The sequence below is a fragment of the Mesorhizobium sp. P2_C5_2 genome (assembly GCF_056404535.1).
Window position 1 is genome coordinate 735,184 of the sequence record NZ_JBFUDV010000001.1, and the last position, 22,463, is coordinate 757,646.

Here is a 22,463-nt window from a genome sequence, read left to right on the forward strand (position 1 = left end):
GCCGTGCTTGGCATAGGCCCGCGAACCCATCGTGAACGACCCGTCGTTTTCGCATTCAGCCCTTGCGCTCCTGAAGGATGTTGCCGCCGTCGACCACCAGCAGGGCGCCGTTGACGTAGCTGGCGCCTTCCGATGCCAGGAACACGACCGCTGCGGCCACCTCGTCGGGCCGCCCGGCCCGCGCCGGCGGCGTGTGCAGGGCAGCTTGCCGCTCAATCTCGCTCGACGACCCCGTTTCGATCCAGCCGGGGGCCACGGCGTTGGCCGTGATGCCGCTTTTCGCCACTTCGAGCGCCAGCGTGCGCGTCAGGCCGACCATACCGGCCTTGGCGGCGGAATAGGCGGCGGTGCCTTCGAAGGACACCAGAGGTCCGGTGACCGACGCCACATTGACGATGCGGCCATAGCCCGCATCGACCATCGCCGGCAGAAACGCGCGGGTGACCAGAAACGCGGTCTTCAGGCTGACGTCGATCCCTTTGTCCCAGTCGGCCTCGGTCATGGCGAGAAACGCCTTGTCTGCCGAGGGCGATGCCAGCGAGCCCATGCCGGCATTGTTGACCAGGATGTCGACAGCGCCGACATCATCCCGCAGCCGCGCGACTTCGGCTGCGATGGTGAGATCGGCGACCGCGGCTTTGGCATTGATGCCTTCGGCGCAAAGCTCGGCGGCGCGATCTAGTACACGCGCGCTGGCACCGTTCAGGAAAACGGCGTGACCGGCAAGGCCGAGCTGCCGTGCAATGGCAAAGCCGATGCCGTCGGCGGCACCCGCCCCGGTGATCAGCGCACGCTTGGTGGTAGAAGAAGGCATGGTCAAATCAGACTCCGCTGGGTCCGCCGTCGCAGTCTTACCACGCACATTGGGCGACGGTGCTGCGGGGATTTGCATCGGAAGAACGGCGCGTTCCGGCACCAATGGCGTATTCTGAAATGGCGCGCCCGAAGAGATTCGAACTCCTGACCCCCAGATTCGTAGTCTGGTGCTCTATCCAGCTGAGCTACGGGCGCGCAACAGGCCATGACTTGCATAGCCCCGCGATCCGGTCCTGGCGACCGGCCGCGACGAGACGTGTTCCCTAACGACTGAATTTCCGAAAAGCAAGCCGATCCGGCAAAAGTTTTGTCGCAGGCGCTTTTGCCAGCACAGATCGAGGTGGGTTGAGATTCAGCTCAGGCCGAGTCGAAAATGGTTGATGCCGAGAACCGGAGCGGAGCGTACTTTTCGTACGTGACACCGGAAGCGTAGGTATCCGCCATTTGCAGGCCGGCCTCAGCTGAATATCGACATACCTCAGGCCGGGCGGCGCAGGCCGTTGCGGGCCTGGTCGAGGCGGACCGGCTGGTCGGGGATGGTGACGGCGAAGGTGGTGCGGCCGCCGATCGATTCGACCAGCTCCACCGTGCCGCCATGGGCCCGGATCAGTTCGTGGGCGATGGCCAGGCCAAGGCCGGTGCCGCCGCTGCGGGCCGAACCGCGAAATGCCGCGAACAGGTTTTCGCGCGCCTTGGGCGGCAGGCCGGGGCCGGTATCGGTGACGACGATGCGGCTGACGCTGCCCATGCGTTCGGCCGAGACGGCGAGCCGGCGCACCAGCGCGCTCTCGGCATCGGCCGCCATCGCCTGCACCGCGTTGCGGCACAGATTGGTGAGCACGCGAAACAACTGGTCGGAATCGGCGTCGACCTCGAAGGCGAGCTCGACGGCGTTGACGAATTCGATGCCGTCCTCGATGTCGAGCAGGCCGTGGACGTCGTCGACCAGCTGGCGCAGCCGCAAGCGGCGGCGCGAGGGCGCTGGCTCCTGGGTGCGGCCATAGGCCAGCACGCCTTCCGAATAGGACACGGCGCGGTCGAGCGCGCGCAACAGCTTCGGCGCGAAAGCCTGCACGGTCGGGTCCTTGACCAGGCGCAGGCGGTCCGACATCAGTTGCGCCGAGGCCAGGATGTTGCGCATGTCGTGGTTGATCTTGGAGACGGCGAGGCCAAGATCGGCAAGGTGCTTCTGCTCGGCCAGCATCTTTTGCAGCCGTTCCTGCATTTGCGACAGTTCGCGTTCGGCAACGCCGATCTCGTCGGCGCGGGCAGCCGGATGGATGATGCGCCCAGGGTCGTCGGGCGCCTCGGAGAAGGACAGCATCGAACGCGTCATGGTGCGGATCGGGCCGATCATGATCAGGTCGATCGCGGCATAGACCAGCATGGCGGTGAACAGCGAGATCAGCAGCGAGACGAAGGCGACGTTGCGCGAATAGCGCAGCATGGCGTTGCGCAGGGAATAATCGGGCATGATCAGCTCGAATTCCTTGTCGCTGTCGCCGACCGGGCCGAAAACCCTGAGCATGCGCTTGCCGCCGAAGAACAGCGTGTCGAGCGCCCCGGTCATGCCCTTGATCATGCCGACATTGGCGATGTCGATATGCTCGTCGACCTGCGGCGGCATTTCGGCCACCACCAGCAGCCGCGACACGCCGCCATCGCGCACGGCGATCGCCTTGGCGCCGATTGCCATCAGCACGTCGTTCTGGGCGGTGCGGGATAAAGAATTGGGCTCGCCCTGCACCAATACGATCGACACCGCGGCCGCGGTGCTCAGCCTCTCCTTCAGCCAGGCCAGGCGGTAGCTGGCGATCCAGGGCAGGAAAATGAGGACTTCGGCCAGGAGCACGAAGACGATGGTGAGCAGGAGCAGCTTGGTCGACAGGCCCCGCGCCAAGGATACCGAGCGGCTTGGAACCGGGCGAATGGTCTCCGGGCTGGCGTCGGCTTTCGCCGGGCCGGTCCCTTCATCCGCTGAGGCAAGTTCGCTCATTAAGACCTGTCTTCACAAACGCTTGATCGGTTGAGATTAGGCGATTGCGGCTTTTTTGCCAATTTCATCCTTCGTTGAACGATGGTACCAGCAATAAACCGCCTCGAACTGCTTGTTCGCACCGCGACGAACTGGCGGCTCGCACCGCGACGAACTGATAGTTCGCGCCGCGACGAACTGGTGTTCGCGCTGGATTGACTCCCAAAGACCTTCTTTCTATAAGCCCGCTCACGCTCGGGCCATTCGTCCCGGCGCGGTTTCGATCGCGCCAATGCCGGCCCGGCAAAGCTCCTGTTACACAGTGACAGAATCAAGAAGGGCCGCACCCCGCGGTATTAAAACAAATGAAGCGTACCTACCAACCGTCCAAACTCGTCCGCAAGCGCCGGCACGGTTTCCGTGCTCGCATGGCCACCAAGGGTGGTCGCGGCGTCGTCGCAGCTCGCCGCAACCGCGGCCGCAAGCGGCTCAGCGCCTGAACGGAAGACGAGATCGTTGCCCGCAACCGGTAAGCCAGTGGGACCAAACCCCAAGCGGCTGCTGAAACGTGCGGAATTCCTGGCCGTCCGCCGCGGTGAAAAGCGGCGCGGGCGGCTTTTTCTCGTTGAAGTTCTCGACCGCAATGACGGCCTGTCGCCACGCGTCGGCTTCACCGTCACCAAGAAAGTCGGCAATGCAGTCGTGCGCAACCGCATCAGGCGGCGGCTGAAAGAAGCCGTGCGCACCCATGCCGCAAGTGACATGGCGCCCGGCAATGACTATGTCATCGTCGGGCGTGAAGACGTGCTTACCATTCCGTTCGGCCAGTTGAAGGCCGAGCTCTCCCGCCGTATCAGCGGAACACGATAGGCCAAGGGCTTTCGATGGAAAACAACCGGAACTTCTACATCACCATCGTCTTGTCGGTGCTGATCCTCGGGCTGTGGCAATATTTCTACGTGCTGCCGCGCAGCGAGCGGCAAGCCGAAGCCACGCGCATCGAAGAGCAGCGGGCGGCCGAGCAGAAGAAGGCGGCCGAGGCCGCAAATCCCGGTGGCACGACGGCGCCCGCGGCGCCTGGCGCTATTCCGAACGCGCCCGGCGGCGTGGTAACGGCGGCCAGCCGCGAACAGGCCCTTGCGGCGACAGCCCGCGTCAAGATCGACACGCCGAGCCTGTCGGGCTCGATCAACCTGACCGGCGCGCGTCTCGATGACCTCAAGCTCAAGCACTATACCGAGACCGTCGACAAGGACTCGCCCGAGATCAGCCTGCTCAATCCGGCGGCCTTGCCCAACGGCTACTTTGCCGAAATCGGCTACAGCGCCGCCAATGTCGATCAGACCGGCACCGTGCCGGGAGCGGACACCGTTTGGGCCGCGACGGGCAATCCGACGCTGACACCGGCAAACCCGGTGACGCTGACCTATGTCAACGACAAGGGCCTGACCTTCGAGCGCACCTTCTCGGTCGACAATGACTACCTGTTCACCGTCTCCGATACGGTGAAGAATTCCGGGGCGGCAGCCGTTTCCCTCTACAATTATGGCCGTGTCACCCGCTTCGACAAGCCGGCCGTTGCCAGCACCTATGTGCTGCATGAGGGCCTGATCGGCTTCACCGGCACCGAGGGCCTGCAGGAACATAAATACGCGGCGATCGAGAAGGACAGGCAGGTCAAGCCAGGCAAGTCGACCGACGGTTGGCTTGGCATCACTGACAAATACTGGGCGGTGACCCTCGTCCCGACCGAAAAGCAGCCATTCCAGCCCAACTACTCCTATTTTGAATTCCCTACCGGGCCTCATGCGCACAGCTATCAGGCGGATTTCCTGTCCGATGCGATCACCGTTGCACCCGGACAATCGACGACGGTGGAGTCGGAAATCTTCGCCGGCGCCAAGGAAGTCGGCAAGATCAACGCCTATGCCGAGGATCGCCATATCAAGCGGTTCGACCTCCTGATCGACTGGGGCTGGTTCCATTTCATCACCAAGCCGATGTTCTGGCTGATCGACACGCTCTACAAATTCTTCGGCAATTTCGGCCTGGCCATCCTGGCCACCACCGTCGTGGTCAAGGCCATCTTCTTCCCGCTCGCCAACAAATCCTATTCGTCGATGGCGAATATGAAGAAGGTGCAGCCCAAGATGCTTGAGATCCGCGAGAAATACGCGGACGACAAGATGAAGCAGCAACAGGCGATGATGGAGCTGTACAAGACCGAGAAGATCAATCCGCTCGCCGGCTGTTGGCCGGTGGCGCTGCAGATCCCGGTGTTCTTCTCGCTCTACAAGGTGCTCTACATCACCATCGAGATGCGGCACGCGCCGTTCTTCGGCTGGATCCAGGATCTGGCCGCGCCCGATCCGACGTCGATCTTCAACCTGTTCGGCCTGCTGCCGTTCGCGCCGCCGGCCTTCCTGCCGCATATGGGCGCCTGGGCGGTGGTCATGGGCATCACCATGTTCCTGCAGATGCGCATGAACCCGACGCCGCCGGATCCGACGCAGGCGCAGATCTTCACCTGGATGCCGGTGATCTTCACCTTCATGATGGGCAGCTTCCCAGCCGGCCTCGTCATCTACTGGGCCTGGAACAACACGCTGTCGATCCTGCAGCAGGGCGTGATCATGAAGCGCCAGGGCGCCAAGATCGAATTGTGGGACAATCTGGCGGCACTGTTCCGCAAGAAACCATCGCCGGCGGAATAGCCGGCACCCCCATAGAATCCAAAAAGCCCCGGCTCGTCCGGGGCTTTTTGTTGCGCGCCACGCGCATCACGTTCCCGTGAAGCGCGAAACTTGCGCCGCGCAATCGGCGTGGCTGCTCCTGTACCACCGAGACGATCAAGACCGATCCCCTTCAGCCGAAGAACCCGCTTCGCTTGAAGCGATACCTCGTGACCTTGTCGCGGGGTTCTTGGTCGTGGAACACGGTGACCCGGCATAAGTATTTGTTTTGATTATATTTTTCTTTCCGGACCTCGAAACTATCCGAGGCAAAGCCGCGTAACTCTTCCCGGCAATCGAATAAACAATTGTCGCAACAGAAGGGTTCTCCAATGGCACAGTCCATCCTCAAAGCTCTCTGCATCTCGGCCGTCCTAGCGGCTTCCGGCCTTACCGCCACGACCGTCTACACATTCGCCAACCCCGCCGTCGGTGGCGCCGCGATGCTGACCTCGAAGAACATTGTCGAGAATGCTGTCAACTCGCCGGTCCACAAGACGCTGGTTGCAGCCGTCAAGGCCGCCGGCCTGGTCGATACGCTGGAAAGCGCCGGCCCATTCACCGTGTTCGCGCCGACCGATTCCGCCTTCAAGAAGCTGCCCGCCGGCACCGTCGCCACGCTGGTGAAGCCCGAGAACAAGGACAAGCTGACCAAGATCCTGACCGCGCATGTCGTCGCCGGCAAGATTTCGGCCAAGGAGATGATGACCAAGGCCAAGGCGATGGGCGGCAAGTATGAGATGAAGACCGTTTCCGGCGACACGCTGACCGCCGAGGTAAAGGGCGGCTCGCTCTACATTGTCGACGAATCCGGTGGCGCCGCCAAGGTGACGATCGCCGACGTCAACCAGTCAAACGGCGTCATCCACGTCGTCAACAAAGTGCTGTTGCCGAAGTAACGGCTTCCGGAAAAGGGGATGACGGCAAGTCCGTGACGGCTTTCTCGGCTTGCCATCCCGCCTCGTAACGAGGTGCCATGTGTTGCGGAAGCCGCCTTCGACACGACCGGGGTCCTGCCTGTCCTTCGCAGGGCCCCGGTTTCGTTTTCACTCCCCGTCTTCGTTTTCACTCCACGACGGCGCTGTGGTCGACCTTGGCCGGGGTCGCGGGCTTGCGCAGCAAGAGAACGAGCGGGATGGCGGCGAGCGACAGGATCATCATCAGCTTGAAGTCGTTCATGTAGCTGATGATCGTTGCCTGCAGCGTCACGACGCCGTCGAGCGCGGCGCGACCTGCAGCGCTGTAGGGGTTCATCGCCTGGAATATCGCCGGATTGTTGAACGCCTGGTTGTAGGGCGTGACATAGGTGGCGATGTTGGCATGGTTGATCTGCACATTCTGCGTCAACAGCGCGGTGACGACCGAGATGCCGACGCTGGAGCCGATGTTGCGCGATAGATTGTAGAGGCCGGTGCCTTCGGCGCGCCGCTCCGGCGCCAGCGTGGCGAAGGTGATGGTTGTGAGCGGCACGAACAGGAAGCCGAGACCCGCGCCCTGGATGAAGCCGGTGCTGATGATCGTCCATTGCGAGACATCGGGGGTCCAGCCGGTCATGTCGTACATCGCCCAGGCGGTGATCGCCAGGCCGATGAACAGCAGCCAGCGCGTGTCGACCTTGCCTACCAGCCTGCCGACCAGGAACATGCAGGCCATGGTGCCGAGACCGCGCGGACCCATGACGATACCGGCGGTCACCACGGGATAACCCATAAGCGTCTGCAGATAGGGCGTCATCAGCGCCAGCGAGGCGAGGTAGGTGATGCCTATGATGAAGATGAAGACCATGCCGACGGCAAAGTTGCGGTCGAGGAACAGCCTTGGGTTCACGAAGCTGTTGCGGGCGGTGAAGGTGTGGACGAGGAAGATGTAGAAGGCCGAGGCGCAGATCAGCGCCTCGACGATGATCTCGGATGAGGAGAACCAGTTGAGCTGCTCGCCGCGATCGAGGAACATCTGCAGCGCGGCAATGGTGATGCTAAGCGCCCCGAAGCCCAGCCAGTCGAGCCTGGCCTTGAGGTCCATCTTGGTTTCCATGACGAACATCGACACGCCGGCAAAGGCCAGCGCGCCGATCGGCACGTTGATGTAGAACACCCAGCGCCAGCTGACATTCTCGGTCAGCCAGCCGCCGATGACGGGGCCGAGCACCGGCCCGACCATGACCGAAACGCCGAACAGCGCCATCGCCGAGCCGCGCTCCTCGACGCTGTAGATGTCGAGCAGGATGCTTTGCGACAGCGGCACCAGAGCGGCGCCGAACAGGCCTTGCAGCAGCCGGAAGCCGACGATCTGCGGCAGCGACTGCGCGAAGCCGCACAGCACGGACGCGACGACGAAGCCGGTGATCGAGGTCAGCAGGATGCGCTTGCGGCCGAAACGGTTGGCGAGATAGCCCGAAGGCGGCGTCATGACGGCGGCAGCGACGATGTAGGAGGTCAGCACCCAGTTGATCTGGTCGGCGCTGGCCGAGACGCTGCCCTGGATGTAGGGCAGCGCTACATTGGCGATGGTGGTGTCCAGCGCCTGCATGATGACAGCCAGGATCACGCAAGCGGTGATGGCGCCGCGATTGGCGACCACCGGCGTGGCACCTGTCGCGGACGCGCTGGTCATGACTTCTGCTCGAACCGGTTGATGAGGTTGGTGACGAAGTCGGGCAGGCCGCGGGCATGGCCGGTGTCGACGTCGACGACAACGCTCATGCCGCCGCGCAGCGGCGGCTTGCCGGCGAGATCGTCGACCGTCACCCGCATCGGGATGCGCTGCACAACCTTGACCCAGTTGCCGGTGGTGTTCTGCGCCGGCAGCAGCGAGAAGCTCGACGACGAGGCCGGGCTGATCGAGGCGACCGTGCCGTGCCACACGGCGCCCGGATAGGTGTCGACGCTGATCGTCGCCGTCTGCCCCGGCCTGACATAAGTCAGTTCGGTTTCCTTCGGCTCTGCCTCGATCCACAGATCGGTCGCCGAGATCAGGCTGAAGGCCGGCTGCGACGCTGGCAAATACTTGCCGACCTGCAGCGCGTCGACATTGGTGACGATGCCGTCGAACGGCGCCTTGACGGTTGCATCGGCGAGGTTGCGCTCGGCATCGTCGACGGCCGACTGCGCCTGCAGGTAGAAGGGGTTCTTCTCCACCGGCTGGTTGGCGTCGCCGCCGAGCTGGGCAAGGGTTGCCTGCGCCGTCGCCTTGGCGACCGACACTTTCTGGCGAGCAGTGACGAGGTCGTGCTGGGCGCTGTCGAAGCTCGCCTTGGAGGCGGTCGAGGTCTTGAGCAGGTCCTGCTGGCGCTGGAAGGCGGCCTCGTAGTAGGGGATGTCGGCCTCAGCCTGATCGATCTGCGACAGCGACTGCTGGTAGCTCGCCTGCAAGGTCAGCACCTGGTTGCGCACGGTGCCGAGCTGCGCCTGGGCGGCGGCAAGCGCGGTCTCGAAAGAGGCCGGCCGCAGGCGGAAGAGCACGTCGCCCTTCTTCACCGCTTCGTTCTCGTGCACGCCGATCTCCTGCACGGTGCCGGAGACGTCGGTGGAGACGCCGAGCGACTGCGCCTGGATGTAGGCATTGTCGGTGGTCATGACCTGGCCGCCGATGACGTAATAGTAACCGCCGACGATCAGCGCGATCGGCAGCAAGGCAAACAGGACCGGCCGCGTCAGGCTGCGCTTCGGCTTGGCCGGCGCCGGCGGCGCGACAATGACCGGGGCCGGCTGCGGCAGCGGCTCCTTGGTTGGCGCCTCGAGCGCTGCCGGCTCAAGCGCAACCGGCGTTTCCAGCTCGCCATCGTCGATGACCGTGCCGGCGCGCCGCTGTTCGCGTTCGCTGTCCAGCCGGATGATCTGGTCGCGCGGCCGATCCGTGGCGTCTTCCGCCGGCTTCTTGGGTGATGTCGATTCAGCCATGGGTTTTCTCCCGGTCGACGGCTGGCTGGGTACAAGCCTCGAGCAGATTGGATGTGATCAGGGTCAGGGTTTGCAGCCGGAGCTGCCCGATATTGGCCGCGCGCGAATGCGGCTCAGGCCCCCTGCGAAACAGGCGCGCGACATCGTGCAGCACGAAGCTGATGTTGGGTGAGGAGGACATGGGAGGAGATCAGAGTCTGCGGGCAACTTTTCGTGAGCATGCTTATTATCATCATGCACATAATCCTGCTGGACGCCGTGCGCAAGATGGATTAGGCCGCCTGGAGCAAATGTCCCATCGGCGTGGCGCAACAGAAGGACCGGCACGAGCCGGTGAAACAATGACGATGAATTGGCTCCGGATCGCTGCTGTGGCTGTCCTGTCGGGATGCGCATTTCCAGCCGCCGCCAAGGACGCCGTCAGCTGTGGCGGAGCCGCCATGCTGGGCGGCGCGCAACTGAACTGCAGCCATGTCGAACCCAAGGCGCCGCCGCAATTCTGCAGCTTCAGCTGGGCTTTGCACATGGCGAGCGGTGACCAGAAGATCGTCGAAGGCAGCTTCCTGCTGCCGCCAGGCGCCGCGAATGTCCAGGTCTATCAAGGCGGTGGTTTCGACCGCGCGATGTCCGATCCGATCGTGATCTGCCGCAGCACGAAGTGATTGTCGAAGCCCTGCAGGGCTCGCTCATCGGACGATTGGTGCTATAGGGCGGATCACGCTATTTTGAACGGCGCCTGCCCGATATCGCCTGCGCCCGGCTGCCACTCTTCGACGGACCTCGCCATGGACGGACCCAACCCTGACATCAAGCACCCGATCCCGATGCACAGCCGGGTCGGCTTCCTGAAGCCGCTGGTCACCGCACCCAACATCGAGATCGGCGACTTCACCTATTATGACGATCCGGACGGACCGGACAAATTCGCCGAGCGGTGCGTGCTGCATCATTATCCGTTCATCGGCGACAAGCTCATCATCGGCAAGTTCTGCGCCATCGCCGAGGGCGCACGTTTCATCATGAACGGCGCCAACCATGCGATGTCCGGCTTCTCGACCTATCCGTTCAACATTTTCGGCCATGGCTGGGAACACGGCTTCGATCCGAAAACGTGGTCGCAGGAAGTGCGCGGCGACACGGTGGTCGGCAATGATGTATGGGTCGGCATGGATGCGGTGATCATGCCAGGCGTGTCGATCGGCCATGGCGCTATCGTGGCGGCGAAATCGGTGGTGACGCATGACGTGCCGGCCTATGCGATCGTGGCCGGCAATGCGGCAAAGGTGGTGAAGATGCGATTCGACGACAGGACGGTGCGGCGGCTGCTTTCGGTGGCGTGGTGGAATTGGCCAGTGGACAAGATCGGCCGCAACCTCAATGCCATCAGGGGCGCCGATATTTCCAGGCTGGAGGCAGCGGTTTGAACGCTTTGGGCAACACTGTTATCGGCGTCGAGCTGTTCACCAAGGGTTGGATCTTCATCCGCGGTGTGCCGGCGATGAAATTCCTGCCGCCGGAAGGGCCGCCGGAAATCGCCTTCGCCGGCCGCTCCAATGTGGGCAAGTCATCGCTGATCAATGCACTGGTCGGCCATAACGGGCTGGCACGCACCTCCAACACGCCGGGGCGCACGCAGGAGCTCAACTATTTCGTGCCGGGCGGGTTTTCCGGTGAAGGCACCGACCTGCCGCCAATGGCGCTGGTCGACATGCCGGGCTACGGCTATGCCAGCGCGCCGAAGGAAAAGGTCGACGACTGGACGAAGCTGGTCTTCGACTATCTCAAGGGCCGCGTGACGCTGAAGCGGGTCTATGTGCTGATCGATGCCCGCCACGGCATCAAGGCCAAGGACGACGAGGTACTGTCGCTGCTCGACAAGGCGGCGGTGTCCTACCAGATCGTGCTTACCAAGACCGACAAGATCAAGGCGGCGGGCGTGCCGCGGCTGATCGAAGAGACGCTGCTGAAGATCAAGAAGCGGCCGGCGGCGTTCCCGTTCGTGCTCGCCACATCGTCGGAAAAGGGCGAGGGTCTGGACGAGCTACGCGCGGCGATCGTGCTGGCCGCCAATGGCGGCTAAAAGCAACTCCAGGAAAAGTGTGAAGCGGTTTTCCGTCCGGAGTTGCGAAAAAAACCTTTGGCCGACTAGGCCTTTACCTTGGCCTTCGCCTCCAGGGCGATCATCTGGTGGCTTTCTTCCTCGGCAAGCTGATCGGTGCCGTAGTATTTCAGAAACACGTCGACGCCCGACCGCACGATGTGGTCGACTTCATCCTGGCTCGGCGCCTTGGTGCGGTAGGCGAAGATGCACTGGCGAAACAGGCCGGCCAGGCACAGTTCGGTGAACTGATAGGCGGCAAGATCGACATCGTCGATCTTGAGCAGGCCGCGGTCAACGGCGGCATTGAAGAACTGCGCCACCTTGTCGTGACCGCGCTTGGGCCCGCGCTCGTAAAAGCGCGCGCCCATGTCGGGTATCCTGTCGGAAGCGCCGATCACCGTGCGTTGTGCCTGGATGACCTTGGCCGACGTGATCTTCATCGACAGCACCTTGCCGAACTTCACCAGCGTCTGGCGCAGATCGTCGGCGCAGTCGAGCATGTCGTACATGTTCTTGAAGATGGTGCCGCGCTCTTCCTCGATCAGCGCCTCGAACAGCTCTTCCTTGTTGGCGAAGTAGACATAGATCGTGCCCTTCGAGACGCCGGCCTCGCGGGTGATGTCGTTCATCGACGCCGCTTCGAAGCCCTTGTCGATGAAGACGCGGCGGGCGCCCTCGATGATCTGGCTGCGCTTTACCGGATCCTGGCCCGCCGCCGGGCGGCCGCGACGCGCACTATCCAGCACATCGCACGGATCAGTTTCAGCGTCGGCTAACGTGTCGGCCATAAAAGTCACACCTCGCAAATAATTCGAACCGACCGGTTCGATTGCCCCTTGATATGGGCCCACTTTGACGCTATGTCAACGTCCACATCGAACCGAACGGTTCAGTATAACACGAATTCCTTATATAGCGACAGTAGCGAGATATCATGTCCTCGAACACCCCAACCACGACCGCCGAAGTTCGGCCCTTTCCCACCGCCAAGGTCTCGCCGGTCATCGAAGCTCCGGAAGCGCCTCCCAAGCCTGCCGCCGAAGTTCTGGCCGAGACGCCGGCCAAGAAGAAGCGGTCGGCGCGCTCGCTGATGCTGCCGATCATCGGCCTGGCCCTGCTCAGCGCCGGCGCCTGGTATGGCTATAACTACTGGACCGACGGCCGGTTCCTGATCTCGACCGACGATGCCTATGTCCAGGCCGACATGTCTTTCGTGTCGCCGAAGATTTCCGGCTATGTCGACCAGGTCAAGGTCTCGGAGAACCAGCAGGTCAAGGCCGGCGATCCACTGCTGACGATCGATGACGGCGACTACAAGATTGCCGTTGCCCAGGCCGAAGCGCAGATCGCCACGCTGGCCAAGACGCTCGACCGCATCGACGCGCAGACCAAGGCCGCGCAGGCCTCGTTGCAACAGGCGCAAGCACAGAAGGTTGCCGATCAGGCCGCCGCCGACAATGCGGCACGTGCCCAGCAGCGCGCCGCGCAGCTGGTCAAGACCCATGTCGGCACACAGGCGCAGCTCGACGACGCCCAGACCGCACTCGACCAGGCCAATGCGGCTCTTGTCGGCGCCGACGCGCAGATCGCCGCCGCACAGGCCAATATCGGCGTGTTCGAGGCGCAGCGCGCAGAGTCGGCCAGCACGCTGGCCTCGCTGCAGCTGAACCGCGACAAGGCCGCGCGCGATCTTTCCTTCACCGTGCTCAAGGCGCCCTATGACGGCGTCGTCGGCAACCGCTCGGTCGAGCAGGGCGATCTCGTCAGCCCCGGCCAGAAGCTCGCCGTCGTGGTGCCGATGGACAAGCTCTACATCGTCGCCAACTTCAAGGAGACACAGCTGGCCAAGCTGGTGCCCGGCGAGAAGGTCCGGGTCTCGGTCGACGCCACGGACGGCCATGATTTCGAAGGCACGGTGTCGTCGCTGGCGCCGGCGTCGGGTGCGGTGTTCTCGCTGCTGCCGCCGGAAAACGCCACCGGCAACTTCACCAAGGTGGTGCAGCGCGTCCCGGTTCGCATCGAGGTACCCGCCGATGTCTTGAAGGCAGGCAGGCTGCGTGCCGGCCTGAGCGTCATCGTCGCCGTCGACAGCCGCACGGCTCCGGCCGCGGCGAACTGAGCGGCCGCAAGGGGATAACGCCATGGCAACCGCAACCATAACAGCAGGAGCGGCGCCGGCGCCTGCCATGCCGGCGGTGCCGACCACCATCTCGACCCGCCGCCTCATCGCCTTCCTGGCGATGGTGTTCGGCATGTTCATGGCGATCCTCGACATCCAGATCGTCTCGGCCTCGCTGGCCGAGATCCAGGCCGGCTTGAGCGCCAGTTCCGATGAAATCCCGTGGGTGCAGACCGCCTATCTGATCGCCGAGGTGGTGATGATCCCGCTGTCCGGCTTCCTCAGCCGGATGCTGTCGACGCGCGTGCTGTTTGCAGGTGCCGCGGCGGGCTTCACGGCGGCAAGCGCGCTGGCCGCGACTGCCACCAACATCGACCAGATGATCGTCTACCGCGCCATCCAGGGCTTTATCGGCGGCGGCATGATCCCGAGCGTCTTCGCGGCTGCCTTCACCATCTTCCCACCGTCGCGCCGCGCCATGGTGTCGCCGATGATCGGCCTGGTGGCGACGCTGGCGCCGACCATCGGCCCGACGGTCGGTGGCTATATCAGCCACGCCCTCTCCTGGCACTGGCTGTTCCTGATCAATGTCGTGCCCGGCATTCTGGTAACGGCTGCGACTTGGTCGCTGATCGATTTCGACAAGCCCAATCTCGGCCTGTTCAGCAAGTTCGACTGGTGGGGCCTCGCCGGCATGGCGGCTTTCCTCGGCTGCATGGAATATGTGCTTGAGGAAGGCCCGAACCATGACTGGCTGCAGGAACAGGCAGTGTTCATCTGTGCGATCATCATGGTTGTCGGTGCGGTGCTGTTCTTCTGGCGCGCTTTTACCGCCGAGGAGCCGATCGTCGATCTCAGGGCCTTCACCAATGTTAATTTCGCCTTCGGTTCGCTGTTCTCCTTCGTCATCGGCATCGGCCTCTACGGCCTGACCTATCTCTATCCCGTGTTCCTCGGGCGCATCCGCGGCTACGATTCCTTGATGATCGGCGAGGCGCTGTTCGTCAGCGGCCTGGCGATGTTCGTCACCGCGCCGATTTCCGGCATCCTGTCGAGCAAGATGGATTTGCGCATCATGATGATGATCGGGCTGCTCGGCTTTGCCGCCGGCACCTGGTGGATGACGCATCTGACGGCCGACTGGGATTTCTATGAGCTGCTCATCCCGCAGATCCTGCGCGGCTGCTCGATGATGCTGTGCATGGTGCCGATCAACAACATCGCGCTCGGCACCTTGCCGCCGGACCGGCTAAAGAACGCGTCGGGCCTGTTCAACCTGACCCGCAACCTCGGCGGCGCGGTCGGCCTTGCGGTCATCAACACCGTGCTGATCGATCGCAACGCCTTCCACTATGCAAGGCTGGCCGAGCATGTCGAATGGGGCAGTGCGGCGGCGCAGCAGAAGCTGCAGAACATGACGCTCGACTTCCAGCAGACACCCGGCCTCGACGCCACCAAGGCGGCGATCTCGAAGCTGTCGGGCATGGTCCAGCAGCAGGCGTCGCTGCTGTCGTTCATGGATGTGTTCACCATGCTGACCGTGCTGTTCGCGACCATGGCTCTGTTCACCCTCGTCATCGCCAAGCCGGCGCCGCCGGCGGGCAGCGGCGGCGGAGGCCATTGAGCGCGCTAGACCCCCCGCCTGGCGCCCTCATGCATGACCCCGGAAATCACCCCCGATTTCCGGGGTCATGCTTAAGCATCAAACGCTATCAACGCTTTGAATGCGCTATGCGGCAGCCGGCGGCCCGAACCATTTGGTCAACGCGACTGTCAGCCCCGCCGATGTCGGCCCACCAACCCAGGCCACATAGCCATCAGGCCGGACCAGTACCGCGCCGGGAGCTTTGACCTCGCCCAGGACCGGAAGCTCCCATGGGCCATCGTAGCTGGCGTCGACCAACCGAACCCGGTCCGCCCATGGGCCGATATCGAAAGCGCGGGGTTTTCCAAAATTGAGCAGCAGCGGCCGGGCGTCGTGCAGCAGCGCAAAGACCCGTTGCGGGCCGTCGGCGGTGACGAGGTCGAGATCCGGCATGCGACGTCCCAGCAGCTGATGCCCCTCGCCGAGGTCGTAGTGTATGTCCAGGCCGGACATCATTCCCGCAAAACGTTTGCGCGGCTCTTCCATGGCGAGAAGCCCGGACACCATGTCTCGCAGCGCCTTTATGCGCTCGTCTTCGCGGCGCAGCACGACCGCCGACATGGTGTTTCGCAACACCTTGGCGGCAACCGGATGACGCTCTGCCTGGTAGGTATCGAGCAGGCTTTCCGGCGCCGTTTTCCTGGCCACCTGGGCGAGCTTCCATCCCAGGTTGACCGCGTCCTGCACGCCAAGCTGCATGCCCTGTCCGCCGTCTGGCGGATGCACGTGCGCGGCGTCGCCCGCCAGCAGCACCCGCCCCTTGCGGTATGACGCGGCCTGCCGGACCATATCGGTGAACCGGGAAAGCGATGCCGGATTGTGGACGCCATAATCGGTGCCGAAGACAGCAATGAGCGCGTCGCTCAGATCGCGCAGCGTGGGCGGCGCGACAGCCCCGACCTCGCATTCGGTCACCATCACCCGCACGGTCCCGTCGTCCAGCTTGCTGAGACCATGAATTCCCGTTGCATCGCGATGGATGCCCCAGTTCGGCTCCTCTGTTACCTCGACCTCGCCGATCAAATTGCTGGTCGTCGGATCCGAACCCGGGAATTCGATGCCCGATGCCTTGCGCACGAGACTTCTGCCGCCGTCGCAGCCGACGAGGTAGTCGGCACGAAGCGAGCGGCCATCGCTCAGCGCAACGTCGACGCCGCTGTCATCCTGGAGAAAGCCAGTGACTTCGCGGGTACGGTAAATCGTGACGCCAAGCTCCTCCACCCAGTCGGTAAGGATGCGCTCTATATGCTTCTGCCACAAAGCGAGCCCGTAATTGTGGCGGGTGGGAAAGTCGCTGATGTCAAGGGAAACGCCGGCAAAGCCCGCGACCTGGGCGGTGCGCCCTTGCGCCAGAAAACGGTCTGCAATGCCGCGCTGGTCGAAGATTTCGATGGTGCGTGCGTGCAAGCCGCCTGAGCGCAGCCCGTCGAGCTCTTGTCCAACGCGCCGCTCGACGATGGCGGCATCGATGCCCGCCAAGGAAAGCTCGCCGGCCAGCATCAGCCCGGTCGGCCCGCCTCCGACGATCACCACAGGATGGGAGATTTGCGACCGGTCGGCACCAGCACGACCGGTCGATTTGCGCTCGCCCTGGCGAGCCTGTTCTTGCACTCGTTGCATAGGTTCTGGCCCTCTCATTAAGGGCTGCGGAATCTACGCATAAAAAGCCGTCTGCCAATTCTTGAAATTAAGTGTTTTCGCCCCATTTCAAGAGGTAGGAGGCAGTTGTAACGCCGCCTCCCAAATTCCCGACATCGCCAAGAGACACTGGACGGTCAGGCAGTCGCCGGCTTGAAGGTCAGCGCGACGCCGTTGATGCAGTGGCGCAGGCCGGTCGGCGCCGGGCCGTCATCGAAGACATGGCCGAGATGGCCGCCGCAGCGGCGGCAATGGACCTCGGTGCGGGTCATGCCCAGCGAGCGGTCCTCGGTCTTGCCGACGGCGTTGGCAATCTCCTGCCAGAAGCTCGGCCAGCCGGTGCCGGAATCGAACTTGGTCTCGGAGGAATAGACCGGCAGGTCGCAGCCGGCGCAGGCGAAGATACCCTTGCGGTGTTCGTTGAGCAGCGGGCTGGTGCCGGGATATTCGGTGCCTTCCTTGCGCAGCACGTTGAAGCCTTCGTCGGACAGGATGGCGTGCCATTCGGCGTCGGTCTTGGTGACCTCGAAGGTTTCGGCAGCTCTGGCCGGCCCGCCCATACGCAGCGTTGCCACGGCGCCGGCGACGGCCGCAAAGGCGACGCCGCTGAGAAGTAAATCGCGACGGTTCATGACAGAATCCTCCTGCAGTTTATTTTGCCAAATTTTGCCGCCACAGCAAAATCAAAAGCCGGTGACGGTTGCCCTGCAAACGAACGCTCCACACCGGTTCCACGCTTGTCGCGGACGGGATGGAGCGCTCGGTCGTTTGCGCGGCCCACGGGGGCGCGAGCCGCGCAATCTACAGGGAGCCTTGACCAACTGTTCGTCGGCGGCAGGCGCTTTGTTACATCTTCGGCAGCAGAACCTTGTCGATGACGTGGATGACGCCATTGGACTGCTCGACATCGGCGATCGTTACATTGGCGACATTGCCGTTTTCGTCGGTGACGGTGACCTTGCCGCCATCGGCCTTGAGCGACAACTCGCAACCGCCGACCGTCTTGACCTTGTGGGTGCCTCCGTCGTCCATCGCCATCTTCATCACATCGGCCGCCATCGCCTTGGCGCCGATGACATGGCAGGTCAGGATCTTGGTGAGCTTGTCCTTGTTCTCGGGCTTGAGCAGCGTCTCAACCGTGCCGGCCGGAAGTGCGGCAAAGGCTTCATTGGTCGGTGCGAAGACGGTGAACGGGCCGGCGCCCTGCAGCGTTTCGACCAGGCCCGCAGCCTTGACGGCGGCGACCAGCGTGGTGTGATCCTTCGAATTGACGGCGTTCTCGACGATGTTCTTGTCGGCGAACATGGCGGCGCCGCCAACCATCGGATTTTCGGCATAAGCGACGCTAGCGAGTGCGGAGACGGCAATCGTACCGGCGAGCAAAAGGGTGGCGAGTTTACGCATAGTGTTCGGACTCCTCGGGTTATTGTTCCTCTTTCGGGAACATGAGGAGATACGAGATAGAGCCGCTCGAGTTTCCGCGCGTCGGGAAAAATTATTCTTTATTTGGTTGGCGCATTAAATTTTCGGAGATCGATCCAATAACTTCCATCAGCGCGGACAAAACGAAAACAGCGGAAGATAAACTTCCGCTGTTCTTCATGATCAGGTCATGACCTTGAGATCTATCAGATGCCCTTCAGATCGCCCGCGGCAACGACCGGTCCGGTCGGTTGTCCGGTCGGCGAACCGCCCGTCGGCTCGACGCTGACGGCGAGCACGGCGCCTTGCGCCAGCTTCTGCTGCACGGCCGGTGTCACGGCGATGTGCGTGGTCTGGCCGGTGGGAATGACACCCATCGAGACCGGCGCATTCTTGCCTTCGATCATCCACAACTCGAAGTCCTTGCCGGCGGCGCGTTCGCCCGAAACCAGCGAGAGGCCGACATCGCGGCGTCCGGCGTCGTAGACGACGAGGTATTTGACGTCGCTGCCATCGGCAGCCAGCGAAGCGACCAGACGCTCCTGCGGCACGACGACCGGCGGCCTGACGTAAGGCACGGCGATGTAGAGGACCAGGGCGGCGAGAGCCGCTGCGGTGAGGCCGCGCCAGAAGGCAAGGCTCGCCCATAGGCTGCCGCTCGGCGCCGCAGTAGTCGAGGCTGCGGTGGAGGAGAACAGCCGGCGATCGATAGCCGGCTTGACCGTGGCCGGCGGCTCCACTTCCGCATAAGCGGCGGCCATCGGCGAAAGGTGAACCTCCCAGGAATCGACGAGACGGGCAAAGACGGTCTCCGCGTCGATGCGTCCGGAGGCTATCTGGCGTTCGTCTGCCGGCAGGACGCCGAGAACGTATTCGGCTGCGAGCAGGTCGTCGCCTCCACGTTCCGGTCCATTTTCTTCTGCCAGGGTCATCTTTCCAGACATTCTCTAAGTTTCAATAGGCTGCGGCGCAGCCATGTTCGCATCGTGTTCAGCGGAACCTTGTGACGTTCCGCCAGGTCGGCGTAACTTTCGCCGTTCAAATAGGCACCGCGGACGGCCTGCGCCCGGTCTTGTTCCAACTCTTCGAGGCACTGGTAGATGCGCTCGGATTCACCGCCCGCAACAACCATGGCCTCAGGCCCCGGACCGGGGTCAGCCACGTCAAGCGCGACATCGATATCGGCGGCAGGCTTGCGTCGCGATCGGATGCGATCAATCGCATGATTGCGCGCTATGGCTACCAGCCAGGAGATTGGGCTGAGATCAGAAACCGCGAAACGATCCGCCTTCGTCCACACTTTGACGAAGACCTCTTGCAGCGCTTCTTCCGCATCTCCCCGGTCCCTCAATACACGAAGGCACACGCCGAAAAGTTTCGCGCTGGTCTGCCGGTAGAGCAGATCGAACGCAGCCCGATCCTTCATCGAAGTCCGGACAATCAGGGTGGAGATGTCCTGCGGCGTCATGTCGATAGGCTAGGCGATTGCGATTTATTTGCAAAGGCGGAAATGTTGATCTCCACGCAACGTCCTCCGAGCCGAATCGCCAGTAATTGTCGGTCAGTTGCCAAGGAAATCCGCTGTCGTTAGCCTCTCGCCAAAAGGGGAAAGCAATGTCGGCCGAACGGATGCTTTGGGACAACGATGCAACCGGCCTGGCGGAGCTGGTACATAGCGACGAAATCTCGCCGCAAGACCTTGTCGATGCGGCCATCGCGCGCGCCGAGGCTACCCGCCCTGAAATCAACGCCATTGCCGAGCCGCTTTATGATTTCGCCCGGACGCGGGCGAAATCCGTCGACCGCACCCTGCCGCTGGCCGGCGTGCCATTTGCGCTGAAGGATCTTGGCATCGCCATCAACGGCGTGCCGACGCATACCGGTAGCCGTATTCCGGCTTTCACCGCCGACTTCAACTCGGTGATGACCGAGCGCTATCTCGCTGCCGGGCTCATTCCGATCGCCACCAGCACCTCGCCCGAACAAGGGCTGAGGCTTATGACCGAATCGGCCGCCTTCGGCATCACCCGCAATCCGTGGAACACGGGCCATACTAGCGGCGGTTCCTCTGGCGGCGCGGCGGCTTTGGTCGCGGCCGGCGTGGTGCCGGCGGCGCATGCCTCGGATGGCGGCGGCTCGATCCGGGTGCCATCGGCCTGCACCGGTCTGGTCGGCTTGAAGCCGTCGCGCGGCCGCGTGCCGCAGACGCCGCTGATCAGCGAAGCCTGGTACGGCATGGTCGTCGATCATGCGGTCAGCCGCTCGGTCCGCGATTGCGCGCTGCTGCTCGACCTGACGCATGGGCCCGACCCGCTGGCGCCCTACGCCGCGCCGGCGCCGAAAGGGACCTTTGCCGCCGCTGCGGCGCGCGATCCGGGCAAGCTCAAACTCGCCGTCTATCGACAGTCACCACTCGGCCTGCCGATATCGGCCGAGACGCTCGCTGCGCTGGATAGTGCAGTGGCGCTGGCGCGCGATGGCGGCCACACGGTGGAGGAGATCGACCTGCCCTATATCGATCGCGATTTCATGGCCGATTTCGCCAAGACAGTGGCCTCGGCGGTGGCCGGCACGATGCGTGGGGAGGCCTTGCGCGTCGGCCGCCCGGTTCTGGGCGGCATCGAGCGCGCCACGCGCGTCATTGCGCGCTTCGGCGAGATCGTCTCGGCCGGCGAGATCTATGCCGGCCTGCAGCGGCTCAACGCCGTTTCGCGCCGGCTGATCACCGAGACCGTGCAATATGACGCCGTGTTGATGCCGATCATCGCGCATCCGCCGCTCGCCTGCGGCGCCATGGACCCGAAGGGCGCCGACGAACTCATCGAAAACCTGCTCGACAAACTGCATCTCACTCGGCTGCTGAAACTCAAGCCGCTGCTCGGGCAATTGATGGACAAGAGCCTGTGGTTCACCCATTGGCCGGCGATCCAGAACGTCAGCGGCCAGCCGTCGATCGCGCTGCCTGTCCATGTCACCGATGCCGGCCTGCCGCTCGGTATCCAGGCCGTCGGCCGCCCGGGCGACGAGGAGACGCTTCTGTCGCTGGCCGCGCAGATGGAAAAGAATTCGGGCTGGCTGACGCGGCGGGCGCCGCTGAACGTGCCGGGCTAGAGTCTCGCACCCTCTCGTGATTTTATGATTGTGACAGCAAAGCTGTTTGCGGCCTGCGCCAATTCCCGCTAAGACGCCGCCGTCCTTACCCACATCCAGGGAACCATGCCGATGACGGAGATAACCGCCACCGCCGAAATGCAGGCCGCCCTGCTTTCGCGGGCCCTGCCCTATATGCAGCGCTACGAGCACAAGACGGTGGTGGTGAAATATGGCGGCCATGCCATGGGCGATATCGAGCTCGGCAAGGCCTTCGCCCGCGACATCGCGCTCTTGAAACAATCCGGCGTCAACCCGATCGTCGTCCATGGCGGCGGCCCGCAGATCGGCGCCATGCTGGCCAAGATGGGCATCGAATCGAAGTTCGAAGGCGGCCTGCGCGTCACCGACCAGAAGACGGTCGAGATCGTCGAGATGGTGCTGGCCGGCTCGATCAACAAGGAGATCGTGGCGCTGATCAATGCCGAGGGCGAATGGGCGATCGGCCTGTGCGGCAAGGACGGCAACATGGTGTTCGCCGAAAAGGCGCGCAAGACCATGATCGATCCGGACTCCAACATCGAGCGGGTGCTCGATCTCGGCTTCGTCGGCGAACCGGTCGAGGTCGACCGCACGCTGCTCGACCTTTTGGCGCGCTCCGAAATGATCCCGGTGCTGGCTCCGGTGGCGCCCGGCCGTGACGGCCACACCTACAACATCAATGCCGACACCTTTGCCGGCGCCATCGCCGGCGCCTGCCAGGCGACGCGGCTTCTGTTCCTGACCGACGTGCCCGGCGTGCTCGACAAGAACAAGAAGCTGATCGACGAGCTGACGGTGGCCGAGGCCAGGGCGCTGATCAAGGACGGCACGGTGTCGGGCGGCATGATCCCCAAGGTCGAGACCTGCATCGAGGCGATCGAGCGCGGCGTCGAAGGCGTCGTCATCCTCAACGGCAAGACGCCGCATGCGGTGCTCTTGGAACTGTTCACCGAACACGGCGCCGGCACGCTGATCGTGCCCTGA

Annotated in this window: 22 protein-coding genes and 1 tRNA gene; 11 read left to right on the forward strand and 12 right to left on the reverse strand. The window is 63.3% G+C overall.

Annotated features, from left to right (window positions below):
* Positions 1-55: 55 nt before the first annotated feature.
* From AC1D1B_RS03405 to AC1D1B_RS03415, 3 genes are all read right to left on the reverse strand, one after another.
* Positions 56-814 (reverse strand): SDR family NAD(P)-dependent oxidoreductase, encoded by a 759-nt coding sequence (locus tag AC1D1B_RS03405; protein ID WP_477329356.1) that lies wholly within the window; start codon positions 812-814, stop codon positions 56-58.
* Positions 815-934: 120 nt separating this feature from the next.
* Positions 935-1,011: transfer RNA gene (locus AC1D1B_RS03410), tRNA-Arg, on the reverse strand.
* Positions 1,012-1,294: 283 nt separating this feature from the next.
* A complete protein-coding gene (locus tag AC1D1B_RS03415; RefSeq protein WP_477329358.1) occupies positions 1,295-2,812 on the reverse strand; it encodes an ATP-binding protein in 1,518 nt (505 codons plus the stop codon).
* 344 nt (positions 2,813-3,156) lie between these two features.
* Here AC1D1B_RS03415 and rpmH point away from each other — a divergent pair, with 344 nt between their 5' ends.
* From rpmH to AC1D1B_RS03435, 4 genes are all read left to right on the forward strand, one after another.
* Positions 3,157-3,291 carry a 50S ribosomal protein L34 gene (gene rpmH, locus AC1D1B_RS03420; RefSeq protein ID WP_008833937.1) on the forward strand — a complete coding sequence of 45 codons (135 nt, stop codon included), beginning with the start codon at positions 3,157-3,159 and terminating at the stop codon, positions 3,289-3,291.
* A 16-nt stretch (positions 3,292-3,307) separates the two neighbouring features.
* Positions 3,308-3,661: a ribonuclease P protein component gene (gene rnpA / locus AC1D1B_RS03425; protein ID WP_477329360.1), complete on the forward strand. Its 354-nt coding sequence runs from the start codon at positions 3,308-3,310 to the stop codon at positions 3,659-3,661.
* A 14-nt stretch (positions 3,662-3,675) separates the two neighbouring features.
* Complete coding sequence (yidC, locus tag AC1D1B_RS03430; protein WP_477329362.1) at positions 3,676-5,505, forward strand: membrane protein insertase YidC; 1,830 nt, start codon at positions 3,676-3,678, stop codon at positions 5,503-5,505.
* Positions 5,506-5,855: 350 nt separating this feature from the next.
* Positions 5,856-6,422: a fasciclin domain-containing protein gene (locus AC1D1B_RS03435; protein WP_477329364.1), complete on the forward strand. Its 567-nt coding sequence runs from the start codon at positions 5,856-5,858 to the stop codon at positions 6,420-6,422.
* A gap of 166 nt (positions 6,423-6,588) precedes the next feature.
* Here the strand turns inward: AC1D1B_RS03435 and AC1D1B_RS03440 are convergent, their stop codons facing one another.
* From AC1D1B_RS03440 to AC1D1B_RS03450, 3 genes are read right to left on the reverse strand one after another with little or no spacing between them, the layout of a single operon-like run.
* Positions 6,589-8,136 carry a DHA2 family efflux MFS transporter permease subunit gene (locus tag AC1D1B_RS03440; RefSeq protein ID WP_477329366.1) on the reverse strand — a complete coding sequence of 516 codons (1,548 nt, stop codon included), beginning with the start codon at positions 8,134-8,136 and terminating at the stop codon, positions 6,589-6,591.
* Positions 8,133-9,422, reverse strand: coding sequence for an HlyD family secretion protein (locus tag AC1D1B_RS03445; protein WP_477329368.1), 1,290 nt, complete (start codon positions 9,420-9,422; stop codon positions 8,133-8,135). The genes AC1D1B_RS03440 and AC1D1B_RS03445 overlap by 4 nt, the downstream gene beginning before the upstream one ends.
* Positions 9,415-9,603 carry a hypothetical protein gene (locus AC1D1B_RS03450; protein ID WP_477329370.1) on the reverse strand — a complete coding sequence of 63 codons (189 nt, stop codon included), beginning with the start codon at positions 9,601-9,603 and terminating at the stop codon, positions 9,415-9,417. Before AC1D1B_RS03450 ends, AC1D1B_RS03445 begins: the two co-directional genes overlap by 8 nt.
* 259 nt (positions 9,604-9,862) lie before the next feature.
* Between AC1D1B_RS03450 and AC1D1B_RS03455 the strand changes: the two genes are divergently transcribed.
* The 3 genes from AC1D1B_RS03455 to yihA all read left to right on the forward strand — a co-directional run bounded on the left by AC1D1B_RS03455 (position 9,863) and on the right by yihA (position 11,502).
* Positions 9,863-10,084, forward strand: a complete 222-nt coding sequence (locus AC1D1B_RS03455) for a hypothetical protein (RefSeq protein WP_477329371.1) — start codon at positions 9,863-9,865, stop codon at positions 10,082-10,084.
* A gap of 123 nt (positions 10,085-10,207) precedes the next feature.
* A complete protein-coding gene (locus AC1D1B_RS03460) occupies positions 10,208-10,846 on the forward strand; it encodes a CatB-related O-acetyltransferase (protein WP_477329373.1) in 639 nt (212 codons plus the stop codon).
* Complete coding sequence (gene yihA, locus AC1D1B_RS03465) at positions 10,843-11,502, forward strand: ribosome biogenesis GTP-binding protein YihA/YsxC (protein WP_477329375.1); 660 nt, start codon at positions 10,843-10,845, stop codon at positions 11,500-11,502. The genes AC1D1B_RS03460 and yihA overlap by 4 nt, the downstream gene beginning before the upstream one ends.
* A gap of 65 nt (positions 11,503-11,567) precedes the next feature.
* Here yihA and AC1D1B_RS03470 read toward each other — a convergent pair whose 3' ends face one another.
* Positions 11,568-12,311 (reverse strand): TetR/AcrR family transcriptional regulator, encoded by a 744-nt coding sequence (locus tag AC1D1B_RS03470; protein WP_477329377.1) that lies wholly within the window; start codon positions 12,309-12,311, stop codon positions 11,568-11,570.
* Positions 12,312-12,457: 146 nt separating this feature from the next.
* Here AC1D1B_RS03470 and AC1D1B_RS03475 point away from each other — a divergent pair, with 146 nt between their 5' ends.
* Both AC1D1B_RS03475 and AC1D1B_RS03480 read left to right on the forward strand, forming a co-directional pair.
* Entirely contained in the window at positions 12,458-13,642 is a 1,185-nt protein-coding gene (locus AC1D1B_RS03475) for an HlyD family secretion protein (RefSeq protein WP_181059820.1), read from the forward strand.
* Between the two features lie 22 nt (positions 13,643-13,664).
* A complete protein-coding gene (locus tag AC1D1B_RS03480; protein ID WP_477329379.1) occupies positions 13,665-15,266 on the forward strand; it encodes a DHA2 family efflux MFS transporter permease subunit in 1,602 nt (533 codons plus the stop codon).
* 105 nt (positions 15,267-15,371) lie between these two features.
* Here the strand turns inward: AC1D1B_RS03480 and AC1D1B_RS03485 are convergent, their stop codons facing one another.
* The 5 genes from AC1D1B_RS03485 to AC1D1B_RS03505 form a co-directional block, all read right to left on the reverse strand.
* Positions 15,372-16,907, reverse strand: coding sequence for an FAD-dependent monooxygenase (locus AC1D1B_RS03485; RefSeq protein WP_477329381.1), 1,536 nt, complete (start codon positions 16,905-16,907; stop codon positions 15,372-15,374).
* 155 nt (positions 16,908-17,062) lie between these two features.
* On the reverse strand, positions 17,063-17,557 hold the full coding sequence (msrB, locus tag AC1D1B_RS03490; protein WP_477329383.1) for a peptide-methionine (R)-S-oxide reductase MsrB: 495 nt from the start codon (positions 17,555-17,557) through the stop codon (positions 17,063-17,065).
* A gap of 214 nt (positions 17,558-17,771) precedes the next feature.
* Complete coding sequence (locus tag AC1D1B_RS03495) at positions 17,772-18,329, reverse strand: fasciclin domain-containing protein (RefSeq protein ID WP_477329384.1); 558 nt, start codon at positions 18,327-18,329, stop codon at positions 17,772-17,774.
* Positions 18,330-18,553: 224 nt separating this feature from the next.
* Entirely contained in the window at positions 18,554-19,279 is a 726-nt protein-coding gene (locus tag AC1D1B_RS03500) for an anti-sigma factor (RefSeq protein ID WP_477329386.1), read from the reverse strand.
* Positions 19,276-19,815 carry a sigma-70 family RNA polymerase sigma factor gene (locus AC1D1B_RS03505; protein ID WP_477329388.1) on the reverse strand — a complete coding sequence of 180 codons (540 nt, stop codon included), beginning with the start codon at positions 19,813-19,815 and terminating at the stop codon, positions 19,276-19,278. The genes AC1D1B_RS03500 and AC1D1B_RS03505 overlap by 4 nt, the downstream gene beginning before the upstream one ends.
* 146 nt (positions 19,816-19,961) lie before the next feature.
* Between AC1D1B_RS03505 and AC1D1B_RS03510 the strand changes: the two genes are divergently transcribed.
* Together AC1D1B_RS03510 and argB are read left to right on the forward strand one after the other, a co-directional pair.
* A complete protein-coding gene (locus AC1D1B_RS03510) occupies positions 19,962-21,458 on the forward strand; it encodes an amidase (RefSeq protein WP_477329389.1) in 1,497 nt (498 codons plus the stop codon).
* Between the two features lie 111 nt (positions 21,459-21,569).
* The gene (gene argB, locus AC1D1B_RS03515; protein ID WP_031209616.1) at positions 21,570-22,463 is read left to right on the forward strand and encodes an acetylglutamate kinase; all 894 of its coding nucleotides are present in this window, start codon (positions 21,570-21,572) and stop codon (positions 22,461-22,463) included.

Excerpts from the sequence above, each read along its gene's own strand:
- AC1D1B_RS03485 (WP_477329381.1), bottom strand. The coding sequence starts at position 16,907 with ATGCAACGAGTGCAAGAACAGGCTCGCCAGGGCGAGCGCAAATCGACC.
- AC1D1B_RS03435 (WP_477329364.1), top strand. The coding sequence starts at position 5,856 with ATGGCACAGTCCATCCTCAAAGCTCTCTGCATCTCGGCCGTCCTAGCG.
- rpmH (WP_008833937.1), top strand. The coding sequence starts at position 3,157 with ATGAAGCGTACCTACCAACCGTCCAAACTCGTCCGCAAGCGCCGGCAC.
- AC1D1B_RS03505 (WP_477329388.1), bottom strand. The coding sequence starts at position 19,815 with ATGACGCCGCAGGACATCTCCACCCTGATTGTCCGGACTTCGATGAAG.
- AC1D1B_RS03470 (WP_477329377.1), bottom strand. The coding sequence starts at position 12,311 with ATGGCCGACACGTTAGCCGACGCTGAAACTGATCCGTGCGATGTGCTG.
- AC1D1B_RS03475 (WP_181059820.1), top strand. The coding sequence starts at position 12,458 with ATGTCCTCGAACACCCCAACCACGACCGCCGAAGTTCGGCCCTTTCCC.
- argB (WP_031209616.1), top strand. The coding sequence starts at position 21,570 with ATGACGGAGATAACCGCCACCGCCGAAATGCAGGCCGCCCTGCTTTCG.
- msrB (WP_477329383.1), bottom strand. The coding sequence starts at position 17,557 with ATGAACCGTCGCGATTTACTTCTCAGCGGCGTCGCCTTTGCGGCCGTC.
- AC1D1B_RS03480 (WP_477329379.1), top strand. The coding sequence starts at position 13,665 with ATGGCAACCGCAACCATAACAGCAGGAGCGGCGCCGGCGCCTGCCATG.
- AC1D1B_RS03460 (WP_477329373.1), top strand. The coding sequence starts at position 10,208 with ATGGACGGACCCAACCCTGACATCAAGCACCCGATCCCGATGCACAGC.
- AC1D1B_RS03500 (WP_477329386.1), bottom strand. The coding sequence starts at position 19,279 with ATGACCCTGGCAGAAGAAAATGGACCGGAACGTGGAGGCGACGACCTG.
- AC1D1B_RS03415 (WP_477329358.1), bottom strand. The coding sequence starts at position 2,812 with ATGAGCGAACTTGCCTCAGCGGATGAAGGGACCGGCCCGGCGAAAGCC.
- AC1D1B_RS03405 (WP_477329356.1), bottom strand. The coding sequence starts at position 814 with ATGCCTTCTTCTACCACCAAGCGTGCGCTGATCACCGGGGCGGGTGCC.
- AC1D1B_RS03445 (WP_477329368.1), bottom strand. The coding sequence starts at position 9,422 with ATGGCTGAATCGACATCACCCAAGAAGCCGGCGGAAGACGCCACGGAT.
- AC1D1B_RS03450 (WP_477329370.1), bottom strand. The coding sequence starts at position 9,603 with ATGTCCTCCTCACCCAACATCAGCTTCGTGCTGCACGATGTCGCGCGC.
- AC1D1B_RS03495 (WP_477329384.1), bottom strand. The coding sequence starts at position 18,329 with ATGCGTAAACTCGCCACCCTTTTGCTCGCCGGTACGATTGCCGTCTCC.
- AC1D1B_RS03440 (WP_477329366.1), bottom strand. The coding sequence starts at position 8,136 with ATGACCAGCGCGTCCGCGACAGGTGCCACGCCGGTGGTCGCCAATCGC.
- AC1D1B_RS03455 (WP_477329371.1), top strand. The coding sequence starts at position 9,863 with ATGCTGGGCGGCGCGCAACTGAACTGCAGCCATGTCGAACCCAAGGCG.
- yidC (WP_477329362.1), top strand. The coding sequence starts at position 3,676 with ATGGAAAACAACCGGAACTTCTACATCACCATCGTCTTGTCGGTGCTG.
- AC1D1B_RS03510 (WP_477329389.1), top strand. The coding sequence starts at position 19,962 with ATGTCGGCCGAACGGATGCTTTGGGACAACGATGCAACCGGCCTGGCG.